Source organism: Cupriavidus sp. SK-4 (assembly GCF_000611125.1).
Classification (GTDB): Bacteria; Pseudomonadota; Gammaproteobacteria; order Burkholderiales; family Burkholderiaceae; genus Cupriavidus; species Cupriavidus necator.
This window is the reverse complement of sequence record NZ_JFJW01000025.1, coordinates 86,708-106,695: the sequence shown is the minus strand read 5'-3', so window position 1 is coordinate 106,695 and position 19,988 is coordinate 86,708. Positions and strand designations below refer to the sequence as shown.

The following is a 19,988-nucleotide window of genomic DNA, read 5'->3' as shown; positions in this document are numbered from 1 at the left end:
CTGCACACCCTCAGAGCACACCGGTGGCCTTGGTCATCAGCCAGATGCCAACGACCAACAGAATGGCGCCCACCGCCACCGTGAGGCCGAACTGGCCCCAGGTAGCGCGGCCGGTGTGGATCTCGGCATAACGCGTATAAGCGTGGTAGCAGACCCCGATGAACATCGAGGAAACCACAAGCAGCGCAATGAGCAGCACGATGTCGTAGCCGTAGTTCTGCAGCGTTTGGAGGATGCCTTTACCCGCGCCGCGCGATGGGTCTTCCATGGTCGGCAGGCCGGCAGCGAACGAAGCGCTTGGCATGCCCGTAATGCATAGCGCAACGAGTGCGGTGGCAACACATGTGGCGCGATGGAAAATCGAACAGGTTTTCATAGCGATTCAAACTTTCGTGGTGGTCAGGACAGGAGAAAGAAGCTCAGCGTCAGATACATCGCGACGAATCGTACGGCCACGCCGACGAACTGGCGCTCGGTTGTCCGGTTCTCGGCCCAACCGACATAGGCGGTACGCAGCGCCCAAACACCCCAGAGCAGCAGAACGGCGAAGACGAAGCCGAGGACAACGGTGGAGACGGTCGGAGGCGTGAAGCCACTGTTGGCCTGAAAAGCGGCGACTTGATCAGCGGCAAGCGTCATGGCGATGACTCCTGCGGTTCATGGCTTCGTACGTAGTCGCCGGCGATGGGAACGGGATCGCGCGGCTGGGCACGCTCGGGGGCGAGGTAGTCCTGCACGCCTGCACGGATGCGCTCAAGGTCAGCATGCAGCCGGGCATAATCGAAGTGGTAGCGGGCACGTTCATCCATTGCGGTGTTGGCGGCGTGCGCTGCGATGCTGTCCGCCAGTTCAATCTGACGCGCCAAGGCGCCGAGTTGCTCACGCTCCATGGCGCCATTGGAAGCCATGGCCGCACGCAAACTTGAGAACGAAAGCAACAGGAGCAAGATGACCATCCGGCGTGGCCACGCGCCAGTGCGTCGGCATGTTTGTTTCATGTTGCCATCCCCTGGTGAAGTGGATGGTGTCAATACTGCAGCGCGCCGCAGTCATGCGCCGCAGAGAAAGAGGATTTCTGCACAACCAGATTGACGGCGTCATGTTGCGCCAACGGCGGCATTTCAGCGCGCAAGCTTTTCCCTTCCCAGAAGCTGCTGAGCACATATGGCATGAGTGCGCAGAACCTACACGTCGGGATGACCGCCGCGGCCATGAGGGAAGAGGGTACAATGTGCCAGCCCCCAAGCGTGGGGGCTAGTGCACGTTCCTTGCTGCGGGCAAGGCGCAGTCGGACACGTTCACCTTCCAAAATCGCCTAGAGATACTTCTTGAACGTCGCGGCGGAGATGCATACGGCTACGCCCAGCATTGACGCGCTGGGCAACAGGATTAGCAGCGGATGAACACTCACCGGCAGCGCCAGGTAAATAACCCACGGCAGAATGGCCAGCGGCATCAGGCTCGCCTTCGCTCGGTGGTAGACGAATCCCGATTCGCGGCCGGCTGCGAAGCTGCGCACGTCACGCCGAACTAGCCCATCCACCAGGCCAACGAAGGCGGCCATCAAGAACAGCGGCAAGGTCAGCGTCAGCACCAGCAGCCGCACGAGAAACACGAGAGCGGTGTAGGCGGAGGCGATCAAGTAGCTCTCAACATGCACATAGACCACGCCAAGGTAGTAGCGCAAATCATGTGCCTGGCTGCGGACACCGGCGCTTGCCTGCGTAGCGGCATCGCGTATCACGTCGAGCAGCCCGCTTTTGACGAAAAGCCAGTCGTAGGCCAGCTCGACAAGATGCCGAGCGGTGCGGCCTGGTTCCTGCACCATCACGCTGCGCGTAAAGCTCTCCGATACCAGGGCCAACTCGTGATTGAGCATGCTCTGCGCGTGACGCCAGCCCTGTTGAGGCCAGAAGAAGTGCAACCCGATGCATTCGATCACGATGCACAAAAGCAGTGAGCCGCACAGCACACCAAAGATGCGGAACGGCAAGGTGATGACACTCGCGACCAGCCCCTGTTGGTAGACCTGCTGGCGCTGCGCTGCGACGACCGGATCGCTCATGTTTCGACGTCTTCGCCACCAGCCTCATTGGCCGCGGTAGTCTGCTGAGAGTTCGCTTGCAGATCGTCTGGAAACGCTTGTTTCTGCGAGACAGGGGCGCCTTGACTCGCCCACCAGTCACCCGCCTCGCCATAGTGCTGCCGCATGTAGGCGGCGAGTTCCTGGAGATCCTTTGGCATGACCTCATCGGGGTCGGCCGCGGGGAGCGGCATGCGGATCTTCCATAGATTTCCGCCTTCGATCAGCGCGAAGCATTGCCCCTTGGGCAACGCGACCACGTGCGCGGGCTCGATCAACGGCACGCTGGTGCTGCTGATGCGATCCTGGGTGTTGGAGGTAAAGGCGGTGTTGCCGCTCGGGTCCGAGCTGTCGATCGCGCCGCTCGTCACCGTGGCGGCATACACCTCGACCTTCGGCAGTTGCCGCGTCAGCAGTTCGGCCGTGGCGGTCTCGCGCACGCGCAGCATAAACAGGTTATTGAAGTTGCCGATCAGCTGCCCGGCCTTGGCGCGGCTGCCCATGCGCGCCTCGATGTCAGAAAGGGTCTGCGTGTAGGCTGTCACTTGGATCCCGGCGCCGCCGCCCTTGTTGACCATCGGTATGAATTCGTCCCCCATCAGTTCGTTGAACTCGTCGGCGTGGACGTTGATGGGCACCTTCACGCCGGTCGATGGGCCCGGCAGACCTTCCTCGATGCCAAACTTGTAGATGTGGCCGGCGACTGATACCAGGTCGCTAAACATTGAGTTGCCCACGGCGGCCGCGACTTCGGCGTCCGATAGCGCGTCCAGCCCGACGTAGACCACGGCGCGTTTGCGGATGATCTGCATCCAATCAAAGATGGGCCGCAGGTCGTTCAAGTCCGAGTAGTTCGGAGCGAGCAGTGGCGCAATCTTTCCGGTGGTCAGCTTCTCCAAGAGCGGCAGCAGGCTAGCAACGATCTTGTCGAAATAGGTGCGGTCGTAGCGCACGGCACTACGCAGGCCATCGAGCACGGGGTCATAGATGTGCACTTGCGAAAGGTATTGCTCCAGCGCCACGACCCGCTTCTCGCGGCCGATCATGTTGCGCGGCGTGTTCCTGTCGTTTAGCCGCGCCTCGAGCTGGACGATGACCTCCCAGGCTTTCGGCTCGCTCTTGGCGAAGAAGTGCTGGGCGTACTCGATGAATAACGTGTCGATATTGATGACGTGGCGCTGGATCAGCAGGTAGTCGGGACGCTGCCCCAGCTCGACCAGCGCGCGCGCGATGATGTTGACAAAGCGCCAGGCGAACTCGCGGAACGCTGCGCTGTTGCCCTCGGCCGAAAGCTGGCCCGCAATGCGCGTGGCAACCTCCGATATCCGGTCGAAACGGCCCACGGCGTTGTATCGTGCCGAGATGTCCGGCCAGCCCAGGTGGAAGGTGTAGAACTCCCCTTCTCTGCCGGCGCGCCTGGCCTCCACGTACATGCGCTTGAGCAGGTCGGCGTCCCCCTTCGGGTCGAAGACGATCACCACCTCGTGCTGGCCGCCCACCTTGCGGCGGATGTCCTGGGTGATGAACAGCTCGGCCAGGCGGGTCTTGCCCACGCGCGTGGTGCCCAGCACCAGCGTGTGGCCGACCCGCTCGCCCAACGGCAGCGTGACGTCGACCTCGTGCGGCTCGATGCCGTGCAGACGTGGCAGGCCGCCGACTGGCGGCAGCGGGCGCGCTGGATTGAGCCGACTGTCCCAGGCCAGAGCCTTCGCCAACCTGGACACAGGGAATGGCGCGAACTCCAGCCGCGCCTCAATCCTCCGCGCCGCTCGGTAGAGCGTTGTCGGTTCCACGTAGTGGCGGAACTCCGGCCGGTAGGTCTGCATAAGCCGCTGCGTGTGGCGCTGGTCCCATCGAAAGCCACGGCCAACGAATAGCCGCTGTTGGCTGACGGGCACGTCCCGGCTGGTCATCACGTAGCGCGGTAGCCTGCGGATGTTGCGTCGGTAGCGGAGGATGGCCCAGGCGTCCCGCAGCCGGATGGCGCCGAAGATGAGGAACGCAAGCGCGCTACCCAGGCCCGACAGAGGGCTCAGCGCGAGCGACCACGGTGCCGTCAGGCACAGCAGCGCGGCGCCCGCACAGGCCGCGACGGTGTACAACTCCACCGCGGGGCGCAGCAGAACCTCGATGTTCCGGGACTTGGCCATAACCGGCGTCTCACATCACGGCTCAATGCCAGTGGAGGTGATCAGCACCGGATAGTGACGGATGCCCAGCCGCTGAGCCAGGTCGTCCCCGGAGACGGGCGACAGCATCAGGCCCGGCGCTAGGCGGCGCAGTGTGGCCAGTGCATCGGGCGACACCACGTTGACCACCAGTCCCACCGCGTGCAGCGCTTTCAGCGCTCCCCGCCGCTGCAGCAGCCAAGCGCGGGAGCGGTCATCGTCGCCGATCAGGAACAATGGTGTGATGGCCGGCGCGCGGATGACGCGCCGCGGCTCATTACCCGGCGACAGCCGTGTCGAGCGCACCGGCAGCATGACCGCCTCGGCTTCTTCCCGATCTCCGATGCGGGGTGTCTGCTTCGGTGCGGCCGGCCCTGGCGCCCCCTCACCCTCGGCATTCAGTGCCTGGTAATACGGCAGTGCCGGGGCCCCGCCGCGGTCCTCGACAACGATCAGGGGCTGGGCGGTCGATTTCGCCAAGGCGGTGGTGGCAATGAGCAGCCCCAGGGCGGAAGTACAGAGCATCCGATTCATGGCCAGGTCACTTGATAGCGGAAGGCGTTGTGCGCGGCCCCAGCACGCGAACGAGGTGCTGATGAACACTGCGGCGGTAACGAGCGGCCGGTGCGCCGCCGGCTGGACGGTGGTAGCGACCGATGGCGGCTAGCCAGTCCTCGCCCTCTTTGTACTGCTCCATGAGAATTTCCGCGACGATCGCGAGATTCCTGTAAGGGTCGAGGAGCTCGCAGGGATGACTGTAGCGATGCGCCTGGTAACCGAGATTGACCTGCCCGAGGCCGGCGTCGATCCGGTTGGCTGGGATGCGGGTGAGCGCTTGGCTCAAGCGCGCGCAGGTCTGAGCCCGCGTGGCATAACGCTCGCCCCTCCCCGCAACATTGAGTGTCCACGGCCAAGGAATCAACCGTCCACGCAGTCTGGTGCCGCTCTCCTGCAAGGCCACCGCGTACAGTACTGGCGACGGCACACCTGCGTGCTTCGCGGCAATCTGGTAGGCCGGCGGCGGCTCCTCTTGCGCGGGCGCAACTGATGCCCAGACGCAGGCGACTAGCAGGAGCGCGACATGCAACGCGGACTGCGGATTTACTGCCGCTGCCATCTGCCGTTCAGCTCACGTACCACGGCCGGCAGCTCGCCCGACACGCCGAGGGACAGCCAACGTCCGGCATCATGGTTGAGCGTGATCGTGCGTGCGCGGACTCGGGCCGGGTCGATGCCGGCCCGAGTCGCCCACTGGCGGATATAAGCATCGTCCAGGCGGCTGCCGACCATATAGACATCGAACTCCGTGCCCGCCGTCTGCAACTGGCGCACGCGCTGGTCGCACGGCGCGCAGTCAGCCCTGACGAAAACGGCCAGGCGACCAGAACCGCTGTTACCAGCGCTCAGTGTCTGTGCACCCGGGAGATTGACACGCTGCTGGCCCGGATAGAGGCGCTTCCAAGCCGCGTCGTAGGCCCTCTGGTAGGCGAGGGTTTTGTTCACGCGCCTTGCCTCAACCTGCACCTGCAGCTCGGCGTAGTGGTTACGCTCCTCGTCACTGCGTGCCTCGATGCCCAAGGTCGTGAGAGGGTCGAGGTTGGGGGAATAAACGCCCAGCGGCCCTTGCATCAGTTGCCGGTATCGCGTCCATTCTTCAGGACGCAAGCCCCAATCCCTGGCCTGGCGCTCGTCGAGCGCGGCGTCAGTGCTTTTCATAAGCTGGCTCTGAGCTACGCGCGGGGTCACCAGCGGCGCTGTCTGTGCGTATGCACCGCGTAAGCCGACTACCAGGAACACGGCAAGGACGGCCACAGGTACTTGCGTCATAGTCCGCCCCTACGGGATTGCGATGCGCAGCGTGTGGCCGTCGATGCGGAATACCGCGCCATGCGCTTCGATGGCTTGGAGCCGCCAGGCGCCCATGGTGTCGCCCTCACGAAGCAGCCGCACTTCGCGCACCGAAGCTGCGCCCCGCGCCGCGACGGATACAAGGCGCTCTCCACCGCGCAGCTCCAGACCGATGACATTGAAGGGCGGCTCGGGTACCGTTGGCTTGGGAGGTTCAGCTTTGCGCCGGGGTACCACGGCCATGGCCGGCGCTGTCCTCTTTAGGCGATCCTCAATGGCGCCGACGCGCGCTTGCAACGCCTGCAACCCGCTGGCACTATCAGCGGCGGTCTGAGCCTGCTCAACCCGCGACAGGCGCTCATCCAGCTCTTGGCGCGTGGCATCGAGATCGGCCCGGATGACGGGCGTGGGCTGCAGCTTAACGGCCTCGGCCTGCTTTTCCAGACCGTCGACACGCGTCGCCAGCGCCTGGACATGGGCATTCTGAGCGCCGGCGCGGCTATGCTCGGTCAGACGCGACAGGCCAACGCTATTGAAGATCGTCAATGCGCTGACAAGCAGCGGCCAGATGCAGGCGACAACCCACGGCCAGCGTACGCGTCGATCGCGTTTGGACGAGGCCGGTTTGTTTGGTGCATTCATTGTTGCACCTCCGGATTATCAACGCGGTCAATGCCTTCGAGGGAATCCACAGCCGTTGCTTCGGCAGTGGTGGTTGCGGGCGCAACCGCGTGCTTGAAGCAAACCTGGCGCGAGGTTTCATCAACGGCCATGTCCCACGCCGGACCGGCGAGCGTCAGCAACGCATCGCGCAGAACCATCGGTCCCAACCGTAGATGAGCCGCCGGCAACGGCAGCGCATACAGCATTACGGCCTGCGAGCCCTCGCACAGCCGATATCCCGACCGCTGGAGGACATGGCGCATGGCGTCGCCGACCGTGGAGTCGAGCGAGGGCGGGATGGTGATGTCCACGACCTGCTTCATTAGGTCCCGCTGCCCCGGCTCCGCCACCAGTTCCGTCAAGGTGTAGCGGCCGTAGCGGACGACGGGCACAGGGCTGCCTGGCGTATTCGTCCCGGATATCAGCGCTTGGGATTGCTGGGGTGGCCCGGGCGTCTGTGTCAGATCGGCCGGTGGTACGGTGGTAGCACAACCCGTGATAAGGACGGCCCCGGCAAGACCGGCGAGCGGGAGAGAATAGGCGGACAGTCGCATTTATATTGGCTTCCGAAACACGCAGCCATCACCTTCGCCGCATTCGATGCAAACGGCAGCACCAAATGGGAATCGCATCGTCACCGGTTTGGCGATGCAGCCCCGGGATCGAGGAGAGCCAGTTAGCGCCGCGGGGCCGCTCTTCCGCCACAGTGTGATCAATCACGCCTTGGGATAAAGACTCCCCAAGACACTCCTGCAGGCTGGGCTCATGCCTGGCACCGCTGTTGCCAGTGCCCCGTCGGCAGGGCCGCCTCTGCCGCCTCCCGTGAGGGGAAATACTCCACTGCCTCACGTGATACCGATCCTTCACGGTGGGCAGTGCAGATGTAGTGGCCGGCGGCGCTGGAAAGCACCTGCAAGGATAGGTGTTTGCCCGTGTAGGCCTTGGCCAGATGGCCGTTGGGACGGAAAGCCCCACACCATGACGGAAACGGAATCGTCCCAAAGGCTTACAGAAGAAGCGCATCGGCGTCGGGAAGACGCGCCGCCGCAGGGAGACAATGCGAAGCGGACTGTTGCGATGCATGCGGCGATCACGTCTTACAGACTTGAAAATCCTAGCGGCCTCGCCTCGCGCTGACCGGGCGGCAGCCTCCATGCCCCGGGGCCGCGCCACTTTCTGACCAGGCAAAGAACAATCGGCTGAAAGCACTAGGCTTTCAGCCTTGGACAAAGGCGCCACCTGTGGCTGCTGCAGCCCTGTCAACGGCATTTGCTGCGCCAGCAGTCGCACTCGACCCGTATCGTGGCTGGGGTCGACATCCTTGGGCACACATCCGTGCACAAAGGGAGCCCGTTGTTCCACCGGCGGGCACCGGCAACGAATACCGACGACCCGACGGGTCTCCTCGAGGCTCGCTGCGGCACAGGCCCGCAAGCCGCCAGGAGACCCTTCGCCATCGACGGAATCAACTGGATCAACGCAACCGCGCCGAGCGCGGTCTATCAAGGAACGACCTTCTCGCCTCGCATGTGCATAACGGCACCGTGAGACGCGCGCAACGTTGCAGAAGGTGACATGCGCTGGGATTTCCCGCGGGATGCGGGCAATTGGTCACGCCGGCTAATGCAGCCGGCGTGACGCAGGGTTCGCGAGGCCAGCGCCACCTGTCATGGCGACCTGGCTGATGCACGCCACTGCGAGATGCGCCGCCCTGCCGGCGAGATCTTCATCCTCGGTTTCTGGATCCGACAATGAAGGCTCCTTGTCGATGGGCGGCTCGCCGGATGGGTGACAGCATGACTGCGCCGAATGAGACGGGCCACAAAAAAGCCGGACTGCATGGGCGCCGATTAATGACCGTCGAAGGGACAATTGCCGCAGCATGCGTCGATTGTTCGCAACCAGCAAGGGGACCCCAAGCTTGCCTCAGGAGAGCGGATGGGAGCGAGTCGACCGCTGGGAATCTGTCCCGGGCGATAGCACACGGCGCACGGCGGGCATGCTACAGCTGCCCGGCGCTTGTATACGACAGCGTTCTCGTCGGCACCCGCTCTTCGCCGCAGACCCGCGCGCCGAGCTGGAACAGTGTGGCGCGGCAGCCGGCCCGGCTTGCGATTGCCATTGACAAACTCGCGGTAGTCCGGCGCAAGACCGATGTTGTCTTCGCCGACAAACGATGTGCTCATGGTGACTCCTTGGGAATGGTGACAGTGGACGTGGAATGGCTATGGGTGCGCCGCAGGTAAGCGGCCTCAGCCTGGGCCATCTTGTTGGCGCATTCCAAAGCGTTGCGGGCGATGCTGTGGGTCAGGCTGATCTGCATGTTCAGCGCAATACGCTGCATCTCCATCGCATACAGGTCGTCAATCAGCGAGGCCGGTATCGCAGGGCTGCCGATCAGGGATTCCCACAAGGCGACGCCCATGGATGAGCGGTCGACATTGCGCCAGCGTAGGAAGGTCGTCCCTGCGCCAGTCGTTTGCTGGGCCAGCTGCACATTTAGCAGGTTGAAGGGATAGGCTCTGGCTTGGGGCAGCACACGCCGCTGTGCCAGCACGATCACGCTGTCGCGCAGCGCCAGGCATTGACCGGCCCAAGCCTCCAAACTCCCCTTACCTTTAAAAGGTTGTAAAAGGCCTTTTAGGTAGCCTGCGTGTTCCAGCCGCTGGAAGTCCGCCTGTTCCAGCGCCGTGAAGCGCCTCGGCTGGACAGGCATGGTATGTACCGTCATTCCGTCGCATCCTCGTCGCGTGCGGCAGTGCCGGTTGGGTCATCGATGGAGGCGAAAGTCGGCCCCACCGCGGTGGGCGCAGCCGCGGATTCGCGACTACCGCCTCGGCGCACAATAGGCGGTGCAAAGCGTGAACGGCGCGTGCCTTCGAGCACCTCCGGTGGCAGCTGGCCGAGCTTCTGCACTGCCGCCTGCGCCGCCGCATTGTTCTCCGCAAAGTCAGCGCGGGTTGCGCCAGAGAAGCAATACTCTTGGGCGAGCGAAAACAGGCTGCGCATTGCGTGCGCGCCATCGTTGAGCCAGCGCTCCAGCGTGCTTCGGTCGATCAGCGCCGTATGGTGGGCGAGCATCAGCTTGCGCGCGAGGTCGTCGTAATCGGCCAGCAAGTAAATGGCCGCAAAGCCGAGCTGGGCGTTGACGAACAGCGGAAGTTTCACCGGTTGAAGATTCAGGTTCTCACCAAGGCTGAGCGCAGGGGGTACGCTGGCCAGCGCCTGCTCCACCTGTTCGCGCAGCGTCTGCAGGCACCTCTTAGTTTCGTCCAGCTTGTCTTCGATGCGAAGCATCCACCAGTCGGAGTAGGGATCGTCCTGCTCGGCGCCGCGTTTCATCTTGCCCATCACGCTGATGTAGCCGTTGAGGCCGATGATGCCGGGCCGCCCCTCTGCCGCGGGGCGGCCATGCCAGATACGGGAAGCGTGGTGAGTGTGCAGCGTCAGCGATATCGCGCTGCGCAACGATCCGAGATTTAGTTGCAAGGGTTCATTAGCCATAGCGACGACTCAAAAAGGAGGAATGAGTCGCTAGCATCCGCGTCGCCCGGAAGGGCGTCAGTCAAAAAACCGCAGGCCGGGATTGCCCGCTTTGTTCGATGCGGAAGGCCGGGTGTGCCAGCTATCCCCTGGGGATAGCTGGCAGTCAGCCATTTTCATGGAGAGCACGATGGGGCCGATGCCAGCTCTCTTGTGTATCGAGGAACCATGCCGACAGTGCTATGGGGCCATCACGCCAGGGCGCACTGCCCTTCCCAATGGTCTACACCAGCCCCTCGTCGATCCAATTTCGGATCGACGCCCAGACCACCGACATCGGTAACGTCAGGGTCTCGGCCAGGTCCATCGACAGGCCCAGCATGGGCGGATCGTCGTCCAGCGCAAGATTACGCTCGCCGACTCCGGCCTTCCAGTGTTTCCACAGTGCGATGCCCTGTGTCTCGTCTAGCACCGGGTGCCGGCCCTTGCGTTTGGGCAAGCCGAGAATGTCGCGCCGCAGTGCGATTTCTTGATGCGTGAGGCCGTAGAAGCGGCTCACCATCTCCGTGCTCGCGCCCAGGCGCAGCATGCGGTCCACTGTGGCAATTTCCTGCTCCACGTCATGCACTTGGCTTAGCAGCCGCTTCAGGACCTCACGATTGACCGATACCGAACACCACGACACCGTGGCGTTGACCAGCACACTGACTAGCGCCGGATGCTTGAGCGCCTCCAGTTCCTCTTCGCCGAATCCCATCGCTTTGCACCGACGCAATTGGCCATTGCGCAGATCGTGCAACGCTTGGGCGATGACAGCCTGGTTGAGCGGGTGAGATGACGACATGGTGGCCCTCAGGAATCGCGGCCCTGATCGGCGAACCCCCTACCGTGCTCCAGGTCTCGCAGCCGTCGCGCCAGACGCAGCAGCCGGAACAACTTCATCAGGCCAGTGTCGCTCAGTCGCGTGGACGCTGCCCCAGCGCCATGCAGCAGCGGCGCCAGGTCGTTATCCAGTCGCGCACGATTCAATCCTGTCGCGATTGACTCGGGCATGCTCAACGCATGCAACAGCGCCAGAAGCGCGCGAGGGAAATCAGGCAAAGCGCTCACCTGCCCAACGCGGGGGATCATGCAAACGAAGCCGATACCACTGTCACTTGGCACGATCTGATTGGCAACCGCCGCCTCTTCTGCAATTTCACGGGCAAACTGTGCAATATGCACCCGAAGTCGGCTTGGCTCGTCCAATCCTGGCTCGATATGCCAGACATCCGAGATCGGGTAGAGGCCACCGACCAGAACCGGAATCGCGCAAGAAGCATTGGTGTCAAAATCGAGTAGCCTGTCGCCCAACTGGCTCGATACCTGGCCCTGAACGCACTGCATGCGTTCGGTGGTCGGCGCCGGAGACACGATATGCCCCTGCACGGGCTGCCCATCACGGTCAGCCCGTACTGGCGCGGCAGCTTCTTCCTCAACTAGCCCGCAGCCAGCCGCAGACACGATTGCAGCCCGTGTTGAGGCCTCTTTGAACGCCAGTTCAGTCGATAGGCCGGCCGGCTGGGCTGTCGCCGCCGCCTGAGGAAGGGATGCCGGCTTTGGCGTCGAGAATATGGTAGAGGCCGTCGATTTCGCCGGCGCCGGCTCGCTGCTCAACGCGCGCTGCCGGCTTTCGCTGCCGTCGATTTCGAGGCTCAGCGCATCATAGCCTGTGCCCAGCAGCTCAGCCATCTGGCCCACTAGTTCATCCTTCACCCGCTGGAGCGAAAAGCCATCCGGTAGCGCGTCGAACTGCGACAGCACATCCTGGAACAGCGAGGCGAAGTCCACCACGAGGTGACTCTCCTGAGCCCTTCGTTCCCAGGTTCGCTCGCACGCCTTGCGCAGCACCACGAGCCTGTCCACCTGATGCCGGCCGAGCCCTTGGTACAGCACGGTAGGTATCGCCGACAGCAAATAACACACCGCATCTTGCATGCGGCTGATGTGTGATTGCTGCACCGGATAGCCATCGGCCGTCAGGCGCCGGGCGAGTTCGGACTGGCTCAGTTTGCTACCTGCCTCCTGCTCGTAGAGTCTGCGCGCCTTCTCGACTCCCAGGGCGCGCTCGATGAAAGTCAATCCGCCGCGCAGTTCGTTTTCTGCCAAGTGGCCCGTTAAGGCGACGATCTCGCCCCGTTCCGGCCACGGACGGAATAGGCAGAAGATGCGAAAGAACCGCTCCTGCTTGGTCTCTGCCCACAACTCGCGAAGTATTGCCAGTCGCGTATTGCCACCGTTGCGAATGATTAAATGTGCTTCACCTGGGCGCCTAGTTATCGCCGGTGGCGCGTCCAAGCCGCGCTCTCGGATGGAGGCTTTGATTTCCTCATAAGCCGGATTTCGCATAACGCGCGGATCGTGGTCATACGAGCGCAATTGGTCCAGCGTCACAATCATCGGTGTGTCAGCGATGGGATCGCTCCCAGCTGTCGCCGAAGGGACGGCCCTCTGAGCCTTGGCCGCGATCAATTTTTCGTCCTTGTCCCGAAGATTCATCCGAATGCGCGGGAAACCTCGGCCTTCAGGCCGGGAAGGGATAGCGCGCCGTGTGTAACTCGGCCTTCTCCCGCGACTCCTTGGTCTTAAGCTATCCTTGTGTATCGGTATCCGTCACTCCGTTGGAGCCGGGTCAATGTCGATGCGCAATGCCTTGGACCACATCTCTGCCGCGTTGGATAGTGAAATTGCCAGTCGCTCGAACCGCTACGCAGACAACGTAGGTTCCCGGCTTATTGCCAGTGGGCAATAAGGCGTGCACCCAAGTCTCCAGTCTGGAATCCCTGCATGCGATCTCGCGAGTTTCCTCTTCGGCAAACCTGTTGCCTTCGGCTTCGCGAACCGGGCGTACGCAACAACCCCCAAGGACCGCTCATATGCAATGACGGATACTGGGTCTCTTCCGTCTGCAGGCGATGCGCAACCGTCATATCGACATATGCAGCGGGGCGTACCTGCGTGATTAGACCTGCTCTGCAAGCACTTGGCAAAGACCGATTTTGTATGAATTGTTGCGCCTGGAGGCATAATCAGAGCGCCTGATGGCAGCCCCGGGCCTGCGGAGCCCGGGGAGACGACATACCAGCTCGACGATCCACGGCTGCAGGACACCTTCCACGTCTTCCGCAACACCCGGCTGCGGCGCTGGCGATGCCGGGTCGCCGCATCAGGTTCGAACTCGACCTGCCCGGCAACGCGCCCTGGCATGCCGTGACCACGTGGTCGGAGTCCGCGACTTCCGATTTCTATTGCGTGGAGCCGTGGGTGGGCCTGCCCGATGCCATCCACCACGGGCAGGGGCTGCGCTGGATCAACCAGGGCAATCTGAAAGTGCGGTGTGCCGGCTGCGGGTGACGGCCTGAATCAGCGCACGCGCTCAGTGCTCGAAATCCAGCCCGCCGATCAGGATCTGCCGGTCAACCTGCGATAGAGAACGGAAATCGATCCCGCGCGGCTCCTGCCAGGCACGCAGCTTGGATGGCAGCGCCGCCAGGTAGCCGGCAAAGCGCGCCTCGCCACCGGCCGCGAACAGCCGCTGCACCTCCAGCCCGTCCCACGCGAGCGTGATATCGAGCGCATACTGATGGCGCCGCAGGTCCGGCGGCCCATCGCCCGTCACGCGCAGGCGCGGCGGCCAGCCAGGGGCATCGGCAGGCAGGGTGTGGAGTTGCACGCGCCGGTCGTGCTGGCCGATCGCGGCAACAATGCGCGGCAGGCATTCCGCTTCAAAGCGGGCGAAGAAATCGGTGGTCAAGGTGGGGGCGTCCTGACGTTGCGAAGGGCGATGGCGGCACACTGCCGTGCGCCGTGCCAGCAACTATACGCCGCCGGGTGTCATACCGGGCGGTAGACCTGGAAGCCCAGCCCCGACGACAGCACCTCAGTCTTTCCTTCCTGCAGCGCCACCGGCCGCAGGCTGCCATTGGCCATCGACTCCCCCGCAAACTCAGCGATATTGCGCAGGCGGGCCGCCGGGATCCCCAGCGCGTTGAGGCGCAATTCCAGGTCCTCTGCGGTGCCCGCCGCCACCGCGCCCGCAATCGCCCGCTTGAGCGCGGCCGGATCGAGCGAGCGCACGAAGGCAGGCAAGGCGCCGGCATCCAGCGGCATATCGAACAAGGCCGGATCCTGCGCAAGCTCGTCCAGCCCGAGCGCCTTGAGCAGCGCGAGCAACTGCTTCGGCGTATTCGCGCCGATCGCCAGCCAGCCATCCTGCGTGCGGAAGAAATCGGCCGACGGGCTGCCCGAATAGCCCTGGTTGCCCTGCCGCGCCGGCACGCCGCCGGTGGTCATGGCATCGCACGTCATCGGATACATCAGCTGCAGGCCGGCCGTGGCCATCGAGACATCGAGCAGCATGCCCCGCCCCGTGCGCTCACTCTCGCGCACGCCGGCCAGGATGGCAAAGGCGGCCAGCATGCCGGTGGCCGAGTCGATCACCGGGAAGCCGGTCTTCATCGGCGGATCGCCCTCGGTGCCGGCCATCCAGGCCATGCCGGTGGCGGCCTGCACCACGTGGTCGTAGGCAGGCCGTCCATGCCACTGCGCTGCGCCGCGGCCAAAGCCCGAAATGCTGCAATAGACCACGCGCGGATTGACCGCCCGCACCGCCTCATAGCCCAGCCCGAAGCGCTCGAGCACGCCCGGCCGCAGGTTGTCGACGAAGACGTCGCAGCGGCCGGCCAGTTCCAGCGCGTGTTCGCGCCCGGCTTCATCCGACAGGTCGAGCGCCAGCGACGACTTGCCCGCATTGAGCGCGACAAAGGCGGCATGCCCCTTGCCCGCGCGGCGCATCACGTCGCCGCCGCCGGCGCTCTCGACCTTGGTGACCTGCGCCCCCAGCTGCGCCAGCAGGAAGGTGGCAAACGGCCCGGCGATCACGTGCGAAAAATCCAGCACGCTGATGCCGGCCAGCGGGGCAAAATCTGGTTGTGGAGTGAGGGTCATGGGATGGCCTATTCGATAGTGATGCGGTTCTTGTCGATAACCTGGCGGATGCGGGTGGTCTCATCGGCCACCAGCCGCGAAAAGGCTTCAGGCGTGGGCGTCGGCGCAAGCACCGCGCCCATCTCGGCATAGAGCCGGCGCAGGCCGGGGTCGCCCAGCGCCTGCCTCACCGCGGCATGCAGCCGCGCCACGATCGGCGCGGACAGATGCGGCGGCGCCCAGATGCCGCTCCATGCGTCGAGATCGAGATCCTTGCGGCCCAGCGCCTCATTCAGCGTGGGCACCTGCGGCAGCACCGCGGCGCGGCTGGCCGAGGTCACCGCCAGGGCCCGCGCCTTGCCGCTGGCGATCTGCGGAATCGCCGTCGCCGCCACCGGGAAGCCGAACTGCGTGTCGCCCTTGATCAGCGATGGCACGATCTCGACCGAGCCCTTGTACGGCACATGCACCACGTCGATGCCGGTGGCCGACGCAAACGCCGCACCCGACACATGCGCGGCCGAGCCAATCCCGCCCGAGGCATAGTTCAGCGTGCCGGGCGCGCGGCGCGCGGCGGCGACCAGGTCGGCCACGTTCCGGTACGGCGAGCTGGCGCTGACCACCAGCACCGCCGGGCTGACGCCGACGCGGATGATGTGGGTGAATGCCATCGGGTCGAACTTTGCGCCGGGCTGCAGCAGCTTCTGCGTGACATGGGTCGAGGCACCCAGCATCAGCGTGTAGCCATCCGCCGGCTGCTGCGCGACAAACTCCGCGGCCAGGATGCCGCCTGCACCGACCTTGTTCTCGACCACCACCGGCTGGCCAAGCTCGCGCGCCAGCAACTCAGCCAGCTTGCGGGTCTGGATATCCGGACCGCCGCCAGCGGCGTAGGGCACCACCAGACGGATCGGGCGGTTGGGATAGGGACTGGCCGCACCGGCCCTGCCCAGCGCGGCAGCGGCCGGCAGCGCCAGCAGGGACTTCAGCAGCAGGCGGCGCCCGACGTTGGCATGCATCGCATGTCTCCTCCATGGTTTGCCCCGATTGTCCGGCGCCGTGCCATTCGAAACAATTATCCAGTTTTGATGGAGCCATCACGCTTTGTTATGAGTCCCGCCTCCCCTACGCGCCCGAGCGCCGCCACCCCTTCTCCCAACCGGATCGACCGGCTGCGCATCCGGCACCTGCGCCTACTCGACCTGGTGGCGCGCAGCGGCTCGCTGACCGCGGCCGGCGAAGCGCTGCATATCAGCCAGCCCGCCGTCACCAAGATGCTGCAGGAACTGGAGCACGCCTTCGGCTGCAGGCTGATCGAACGCACCACGCGCGGCGGACGGCTGAGCGCCGCGGGCGAACGCGCGCTGGAGCGGCTGCGCGTGGTGCTGGGCGTGATCGACGCCGCCGGCGAGGCGCTGCAGGCGCGCCCGGAAGTGCCGCTGGTCCGGCTGGGCATGCTGCCGCTGGTGGGCGTGGACGTGCTGCCGCAGGCGGTCGCGCTGCTGCTGGCCCAGGACGCGCTGCCGCGGCTGGCAGTGCGCGAACATACCGTCGGCGGCCTGACCACAATGCTCTGCGAAGGCGAACTCGACTGCATCGTGGGCCGGCTGCAGAAAGACGACACCGACCAACTCAAGGCCAGGGTCCACATCACCCCGCTGCGCGATGAATACCTGGCCGTGGTCTGCGCGCCCGGCCACGCGCTGGCGCGGCGCCGCGAGGTTGCGCTGGCGGACCTGCATGAAGGCCCCTGGATCCTGCCGCCGCGCGGCACCCACACGCGCGACGTGTTCGAGCAGCCCTTCCTCGACGCCGGCCAGCTGCCGCCCGTTCCGCATATCGAATCGGCCTCGTTCCACAGCAACCTGGCCATGACCGCCGCCGGCGGCTTCCTGACGGTGGCGCCGGCCACGGCGCTGGCCCACTACCAGGCCATGTCGATGGTGCGGGAAGTGCGGCTGCGCACCCCGTTTGCCTCGGGCCGGCTGGTCTTCATCACCCCGGCAGAGATCGACTCGCCGCCCGCCGTGATCCGGTTGCGCGAGGCCCTCGAAGCGGTGACAAGGCAGGACACCGGCGCACCGCCGGCACGCGCGCGGCGCCGCTGACGGGTCATATCGATTCGTGATGGCGCCATGCAAACTGGCGAATTGCCGGTGATGGCCACGCTCACGACAATGCCTCTTCCCATCACAGGAAGGAGACATCGTGACAACACGGATCATGGGCATTGCGCGACAAGCGGCCTGGCTGCTTGCGTCGCTGCTGCTGCCCGGCATCGCCGCGGCGCAAGCGCAGCCGGTCGGGCCGGCGGCGTTCTTCGACATGCAGGCCGTACGTGACGAAAGCACGCTGGCACCGGTGATTTCCCGCGATGCCGTGGTGCCCAGCCGCGCGCGCCCCGGCAAGCGCGTGCGCGTGATCGAACTGCGCTTCACCAGCCAGGACTGGAAGGGCCTGCCATGGACGCACCCGGCGCGCATCTACGTGCCCGACGGCTACCAGGGCGGCGGCAACGCCGGCATCATCGGCACCGAACGGCAGTTCTTCGACGAGCCTGCCTGGCCGCGCCACACCATCCCCGGCACCGGCCTGAACACCGAAGCCGAATACGCCGAAGGTACCGCCATCGACCTGGGCATGCCCGTCATGCTGTTCTCCAACCCGGCCGAAGACTACTGGGGCATGAACGAATCCGACCTGACCGGCTATGCGCTGAAGCAGGTGATGGAAACCGGCGACCTGACCTGGAACGGCTATTACCCGATCGCCATGGCCTACCTGCGCGCGATCACCCTGATGCACAACCTGCCCGGCGTAGGCACCGAGCGCGCCGTGCTGATGGGCTGCTCCAAGCGCGGCTTCGCCGTCAGCATCGCCACCGGCGTCGACCCTGACCGCGTCGCGGGGGTGATGGCCACCTGCTATTACGGCGGCAACAGCCTGTACTTCCTTGCGCGCAAGTACGCCGAGTTCGGCCCCGGCGTCGGCGGCCCCGCGAAGCAGCGCACCGGCCCCGGCTTCCAGCCCGCCGACGCCGTGCTGCGCACGATCAACAACCCCACGGGCTTTCGCATGCTGACGCACTTTGACCCGTATATGTGGCGCAAGCAGATGCGATCCAGCTTCCTGGTCGCGCTCGGCACCAACGACGAGTTCTTCGCGCTGGGCACTCCCAACAGCATGCTGACCGAGATGTCCGGCGACAAGGCCTTCCTGGCGGTGGACAACCTGCCTCACTCGTGGGTCTCGGCCAAACACCTGGCTGCATGGCGCATGTGGCTGGCGCATACCTTCCTGGGCCGGAAGCTGCCCGCGATCGAAGCCAGCGGGGTGGCGCAGGACGGGCAGTTCGCGGTGCGGGCGCGCGTCAGGGCCGAAGCGGCGCCTGCCCGCGTGCTGCTCTATTACGCCTACAACCCGATCACCGCCGACTGGCGCAAGGCCAGGTGGGAGTCGGTGCCGATGCGCACCGATGGCGAGATGTATGCCGCCGGACTGCCGCTGCGCGATGGGTATCGGCTGGCGTACTACGTAGAAGTGGAGGACAAAGGCACAGGCGGGACAGGATTTGTCAGTTCGCTGGTGAACTTTGCGAACTAGCACAGCAGGAACCTGCCGCGGCATCCGTGGCGCAGGCAGGGCCGGCGGCCCGCACTACACTGGAAATGGATGTACCGCCATTTCCGGCCCAAGGGAACCGGCCGCCTTTTCCCGGCCCCAGCCAGTGCTGACCACCCGATGAACCGCCTCAGGTACGCAGTAAGCCTGTCCTATGAGGTCATGGATCCCATGGCAGACTTCCTGCTCAATATCGAAGCCGCCCGCACGCCCCGGCAGTCCGTCGTCTCGGAGCAGCTGACGCTGCCGCCCGGCCTCGAGGCCGCCCGCTACACCGATCCCGTGCTGGCCAACCGGCTGCTCAGGCTGCGCGCGCCCCGGGGACGCCTCGGCATCCGCTATGAGGCGATCATCGACATCGATCACTACCTGGAAGACGGCGACAGGCTGTCAGAAGTGCCCGTTGCCGAACTGCCCTTCGATGTCCTGCCCTACCTGGCACCAAGCCGCTACTGCGAGTCTGACCGCCTGATGGAATTCGCCAGCCGCGAGTTCGGCGGCATGCTGCGGGGCTATGTGCGCGTCTACGCCATCCGCGAGTGGGTGCGCAATCACGTGCGCTTCCTGTCGCGGTCCACCAACGAACGCACCTCGGCTGCCGACACCATCGTGGAGCGCACCGGTGTCTGCAGGGATTTCGCCCACCTCATGATCGCCCTGTGCCGCGCGCTGAGCATCCCGGCACGCATGTCCAGCAGCCTCGACTACGGTGCGGACCCAGACACGGGCGCGCCGGATTTCCACGCGGTGGTGGAGGTCTACCTGTCGCACCGCTGGTATCTGCTGGATCCTTCGGGCATCTCGATCCCCACCGGCCTGCTTCGTATCGGCACCGGCCGAGATGCCGCGGACATACCGTTTGCGGCCATCTTCGGCCAGGTAAGGTCGGAGCGGCCTGCGGTGGAAATCGAGCCGTTGACGGATGCGGCGGCTGATATCGGGATGCCGGAGTTTACGCCGCAGGCGATTTCGACGTGGTAGCGGATAAGGACGTTAGTGCTGGCACAGGCACTTATTTTGCCAGCACCGCAGATGGCTGCTTGCGTCCTCGCCAGAAATCCGCATAAAATCGCGGGTTCGCGGGCGTCGTATAATGGCTATTACCTTAGCTTCCCAAGCTAAAGACGTGGGTTCGATTCCCATCGCCCGCTCCACTT

The 19,988-nt window shown here is 64.7% G+C and carries 22 protein-coding genes, 1 tRNA gene and 1 pseudogene; 5 read left to right on the top strand and 19 right to left on the bottom strand.

Translation table 11 applies throughout. From position 1 onward, the window contains the following. Positions 1 to 10: 10 nt before the first annotated feature. The 16 genes from CF68_RS05940 to CF68_RS05870 all read right to left on the bottom strand — a co-directional run bounded on the left by CF68_RS05940 (position 11) and on the right by CF68_RS05870 (position 12,783). Positions 11 to 376: a TIGR03745 family integrating conjugative element membrane protein gene (locus CF68_RS05940; protein ID WP_035816709.1), complete on the bottom strand. Its 366-nt coding sequence runs from the start codon at positions 374 to 376 to the stop codon at positions 11 to 13. A 23-nt stretch (positions 377 to 399) separates the two neighbouring features. Beyond that, on the bottom strand, positions 400 to 639 hold the full coding sequence (locus tag CF68_RS05935; RefSeq protein ID WP_035816708.1) for a TIGR03758 family integrating conjugative element protein: 240 nt from the start codon (positions 637 to 639) through the stop codon (positions 400 to 402). After that, on the bottom strand, positions 636 to 998 hold the full coding sequence (locus tag CF68_RS05930) for an RAQPRD family integrative conjugative element protein (protein WP_035816707.1): 363 nt from the start codon (positions 996 to 998) through the stop codon (positions 636 to 638). Before CF68_RS05930 ends, CF68_RS05935 begins: the two co-directional genes overlap by 4 nt. A gap of 29 nt (positions 999 to 1,027) precedes the next feature. Continuing rightward, positions 1,028 to 1,171, bottom strand: coding sequence for a hypothetical protein (locus tag CF68_RS37445; RefSeq protein WP_161786853.1), 144 nt, complete (start codon positions 1,169 to 1,171; stop codon positions 1,028 to 1,030). A 144-nt stretch (positions 1,172 to 1,315) separates the two neighbouring features. Further along, positions 1,316 to 2,065, bottom strand: a complete 750-nt coding sequence (locus CF68_RS05920) for a TIGR03747 family integrating conjugative element membrane protein (protein ID WP_035816704.1) — start codon at positions 2,063 to 2,065, stop codon at positions 1,316 to 1,318. Beyond that, positions 2,062 to 4,233 (bottom strand): type IV conjugative transfer system coupling protein TraD, encoded by a 2,172-nt coding sequence (gene traD / locus CF68_RS05915; protein WP_035816703.1) that lies wholly within the window; start codon positions 4,231 to 4,233, stop codon positions 2,062 to 2,064. Before traD ends, CF68_RS05920 begins: the two co-directional genes overlap by 4 nt. 15 nt (positions 4,234 to 4,248) lie before the next feature. After that, positions 4,249 to 4,785 carry an integrating conjugative element protein gene (locus tag CF68_RS05910; protein WP_035816702.1) on the bottom strand — a complete coding sequence of 179 codons (537 nt, stop codon included), beginning with the start codon at positions 4,783 to 4,785 and terminating at the stop codon, positions 4,249 to 4,251. A 7-nt stretch (positions 4,786 to 4,792) separates the two neighbouring features. Then, positions 4,793 to 5,368: a transglycosylase SLT domain-containing protein gene (locus CF68_RS05905; RefSeq protein ID WP_035816701.1), complete on the bottom strand. Its 576-nt coding sequence runs from the start codon at positions 5,366 to 5,368 to the stop codon at positions 4,793 to 4,795. Beyond that, complete coding sequence (locus CF68_RS05900; RefSeq protein ID WP_013957680.1) at positions 5,353 to 6,078, bottom strand: TIGR03759 family integrating conjugative element protein; 726 nt, start codon at positions 6,076 to 6,078, stop codon at positions 5,353 to 5,355. Before CF68_RS05900 ends, CF68_RS05905 begins: the two co-directional genes overlap by 16 nt. A gap of 9 nt (positions 6,079 to 6,087) precedes the next feature. After that, entirely contained in the window at positions 6,088 to 6,741 is a 654-nt protein-coding gene (locus CF68_RS05895) for a hypothetical protein (protein WP_035816700.1), read from the bottom strand. Continuing rightward, on the bottom strand, positions 6,738 to 7,316 hold the full coding sequence (locus CF68_RS36015) for a PilL N-terminal domain-containing protein (protein WP_013957682.1): 579 nt from the start codon (positions 7,314 to 7,316) through the stop codon (positions 6,738 to 6,740). Before CF68_RS36015 ends, CF68_RS05895 begins: the two co-directional genes overlap by 4 nt. Before the next feature lie 209 nt (positions 7,317 to 7,525). Further along, positions 7,526 to 7,756 (bottom strand): hypothetical protein, encoded by a 231-nt coding sequence (locus tag CF68_RS38070; RefSeq protein WP_084187093.1) that lies wholly within the window; start codon positions 7,754 to 7,756, stop codon positions 7,526 to 7,528. 1,188 nt (positions 7,757 to 8,944) lie between these two features. Further along, positions 8,945 to 9,493: a DUF3158 family protein gene (locus CF68_RS05885; protein ID WP_035816698.1), complete on the bottom strand. Its 549-nt coding sequence runs from the start codon at positions 9,491 to 9,493 to the stop codon at positions 8,945 to 8,947. Continuing rightward, positions 9,490 to 10,266: a PFL_4669 family integrating conjugative element protein gene (locus CF68_RS05880; RefSeq protein ID WP_035816696.1), complete on the bottom strand. Its 777-nt coding sequence runs from the start codon at positions 10,264 to 10,266 to the stop codon at positions 9,490 to 9,492. Before CF68_RS05880 ends, CF68_RS05885 begins: the two co-directional genes overlap by 4 nt. A 262-nt stretch (positions 10,267 to 10,528) precedes the next feature. Then, entirely contained in the window at positions 10,529 to 11,089 is a 561-nt protein-coding gene (locus CF68_RS05875; protein WP_013957688.1) for a DUF2857 domain-containing protein, read from the bottom strand. 8 nt (positions 11,090 to 11,097) lie between these two features. Next, on the bottom strand, positions 11,098 to 12,783 hold the full coding sequence (locus CF68_RS05870) for a ParB family protein (RefSeq protein WP_035816693.1): 1,686 nt from the start codon (positions 12,781 to 12,783) through the stop codon (positions 11,098 to 11,100). A 538-nt stretch (positions 12,784 to 13,321) separates the two neighbouring features. On the opposite strand from CF68_RS05870, the pseudogene CF68_RS05865 reads away from it, so the two are divergent. Then, positions 13,322 to 13,646: pseudogene (locus tag CF68_RS05865) on the top strand (aldose epimerase); the annotation flags it as partial. A gap of 14 nt (positions 13,647 to 13,660) precedes the next feature. On the opposite strand, the gene CF68_RS05860 reads toward CF68_RS05865, so the two are convergent. From CF68_RS05860 to CF68_RS05850, 3 genes are all read right to left on the bottom strand, one after another. After that, positions 13,661 to 14,038 carry a DUF5594 family protein gene (locus CF68_RS05860; RefSeq protein ID WP_035816692.1) on the bottom strand — a complete coding sequence of 126 codons (378 nt, stop codon included), beginning with the start codon at positions 14,036 to 14,038 and terminating at the stop codon, positions 13,661 to 13,663. Between the two features lie 80 nt (positions 14,039 to 14,118). Beyond that, positions 14,119 to 15,231, bottom strand: coding sequence for a CoA transferase (locus tag CF68_RS05855; protein ID WP_035816691.1), 1,113 nt, complete (start codon positions 15,229 to 15,231; stop codon positions 14,119 to 14,121). Positions 15,232 to 15,239: 8 nt separating this feature from the next. Next, positions 15,240 to 16,229 carry a tripartite tricarboxylate transporter substrate binding protein gene (locus CF68_RS05850; protein ID WP_035816690.1) on the bottom strand — a complete coding sequence of 330 codons (990 nt, stop codon included), beginning with the start codon at positions 16,227 to 16,229 and terminating at the stop codon, positions 15,240 to 15,242. A gap of 90 nt (positions 16,230 to 16,319) precedes the next feature. On the opposite strand from CF68_RS05850, the gene CF68_RS05845 reads away from it, so the two are divergent. From CF68_RS05845 to CF68_RS05830, 4 genes are all read left to right on the top strand, one after another. Next, on the top strand, positions 16,320 to 17,318 hold the full coding sequence (locus CF68_RS05845) for a LysR family transcriptional regulator (RefSeq protein WP_035816689.1): 999 nt from the start codon (positions 16,320 to 16,322) through the stop codon (positions 17,316 to 17,318). A 100-nt stretch (positions 17,319 to 17,418) separates the two neighbouring features. Next, positions 17,419 to 18,813 carry a PhoPQ-activated protein PqaA family protein gene (locus CF68_RS05840; RefSeq protein ID WP_235205679.1) on the top strand — a complete coding sequence of 465 codons (1,395 nt, stop codon included), beginning with the start codon at positions 17,419 to 17,421 and terminating at the stop codon, positions 18,811 to 18,813. A gap of 138 nt (positions 18,814 to 18,951) precedes the next feature. After that, complete coding sequence (locus CF68_RS05835) at positions 18,952 to 19,812, top strand: transglutaminase family protein (RefSeq protein ID WP_035816734.1); 861 nt, start codon at positions 18,952 to 18,954, stop codon at positions 19,810 to 19,812. A 98-nt stretch (positions 19,813 to 19,910) separates the two neighbouring features. Continuing rightward, positions 19,911 to 19,985 (top strand) — tRNA-Gly (locus CF68_RS05830). Positions 19,986 to 19,988 lie beyond the last annotated feature (3 nt).

Coding starts and splice junctions, on each gene's coding strand:
- CF68_RS05940 (WP_035816709.1), bottom strand. CDS start 376: ATGAAAACCTGTTCGATTTTCCATCGCGCCACATGTGTTGCCACCGCA.
- CF68_RS05935 (WP_035816708.1), bottom strand. CDS start 639: ATGACGCTTGCCGCTGATCAAGTCGCCGCTTTTCAGGCCAACAGTGGC.
- CF68_RS05930 (WP_035816707.1), bottom strand. CDS start 998: ATGAAACAAACATGCCGACGCACTGGCGCGTGGCCACGCCGGATGGTC.
- CF68_RS37445 (WP_161786853.1), bottom strand. CDS start 1,171: ATGCCATATGTGCTCAGCAGCTTCTGGGAAGGGAAAAGCTTGCGCGCT.
- CF68_RS05920 (WP_035816704.1), bottom strand. CDS start 2,065: ATGAGCGATCCGGTCGTCGCAGCGCAGCGCCAGCAGGTCTACCAACAG.
- traD (WP_035816703.1), bottom strand. CDS start 4,233: ATGGCCAAGTCCCGGAACATCGAGGTTCTGCTGCGCCCCGCGGTGGAG.
- CF68_RS05910 (WP_035816702.1), bottom strand. CDS start 4,785: ATGAATCGGATGCTCTGTACTTCCGCCCTGGGGCTGCTCATTGCCACC.
- CF68_RS05905 (WP_035816701.1), bottom strand. CDS start 5,368: ATGGCAGCGGCAGTAAATCCGCAGTCCGCGTTGCATGTCGCGCTCCTG.
- CF68_RS05900 (WP_013957680.1), bottom strand. CDS start 6,078: ATGACGCAAGTACCTGTGGCCGTCCTTGCCGTGTTCCTGGTAGTCGGC.
- CF68_RS05895 (WP_035816700.1), bottom strand. CDS start 6,741: ATGAATGCACCAAACAAACCGGCCTCGTCCAAACGCGATCGACGCGTA.
- CF68_RS36015 (WP_013957682.1), bottom strand. CDS start 7,316: ATGCGACTGTCCGCCTATTCTCTCCCGCTCGCCGGTCTTGCCGGGGCC.
- CF68_RS05885 (WP_035816698.1), bottom strand. CDS start 9,493: ATGACGGTACATACCATGCCTGTCCAGCCGAGGCGCTTCACGGCGCTG.
- CF68_RS05880 (WP_035816696.1), bottom strand. CDS start 10,266: ATGGCTAATGAACCCTTGCAACTAAATCTCGGATCGTTGCGCAGCGCG.
- CF68_RS05875 (WP_013957688.1), bottom strand. CDS start 11,089: ATGTCGTCATCTCACCCGCTCAACCAGGCTGTCATCGCCCAAGCGTTG.
- CF68_RS05870 (WP_035816693.1), bottom strand. CDS start 12,783: ATGAATCTTCGGGACAAGGACGAAAAATTGATCGCGGCCAAGGCTCAG.
- CF68_RS05855 (WP_035816691.1), bottom strand. CDS start 15,231: ATGACCCTCACTCCACAACCAGATTTTGCCCCGCTGGCCGGCATCAGC.
- CF68_RS05850 (WP_035816690.1), bottom strand. CDS start 16,229: ATGCATGCCAACGTCGGGCGCCGCCTGCTGCTGAAGTCCCTGCTGGCG.
- CF68_RS05845 (WP_035816689.1), top strand. CDS start 16,320: ATGAGTCCCGCCTCCCCTACGCGCCCGAGCGCCGCCACCCCTTCTCCC.
- CF68_RS05835 (WP_035816734.1), top strand. CDS start 18,952: ATGAACCGCCTCAGGTACGCAGTAAGCCTGTCCTATGAGGTCATGGAT.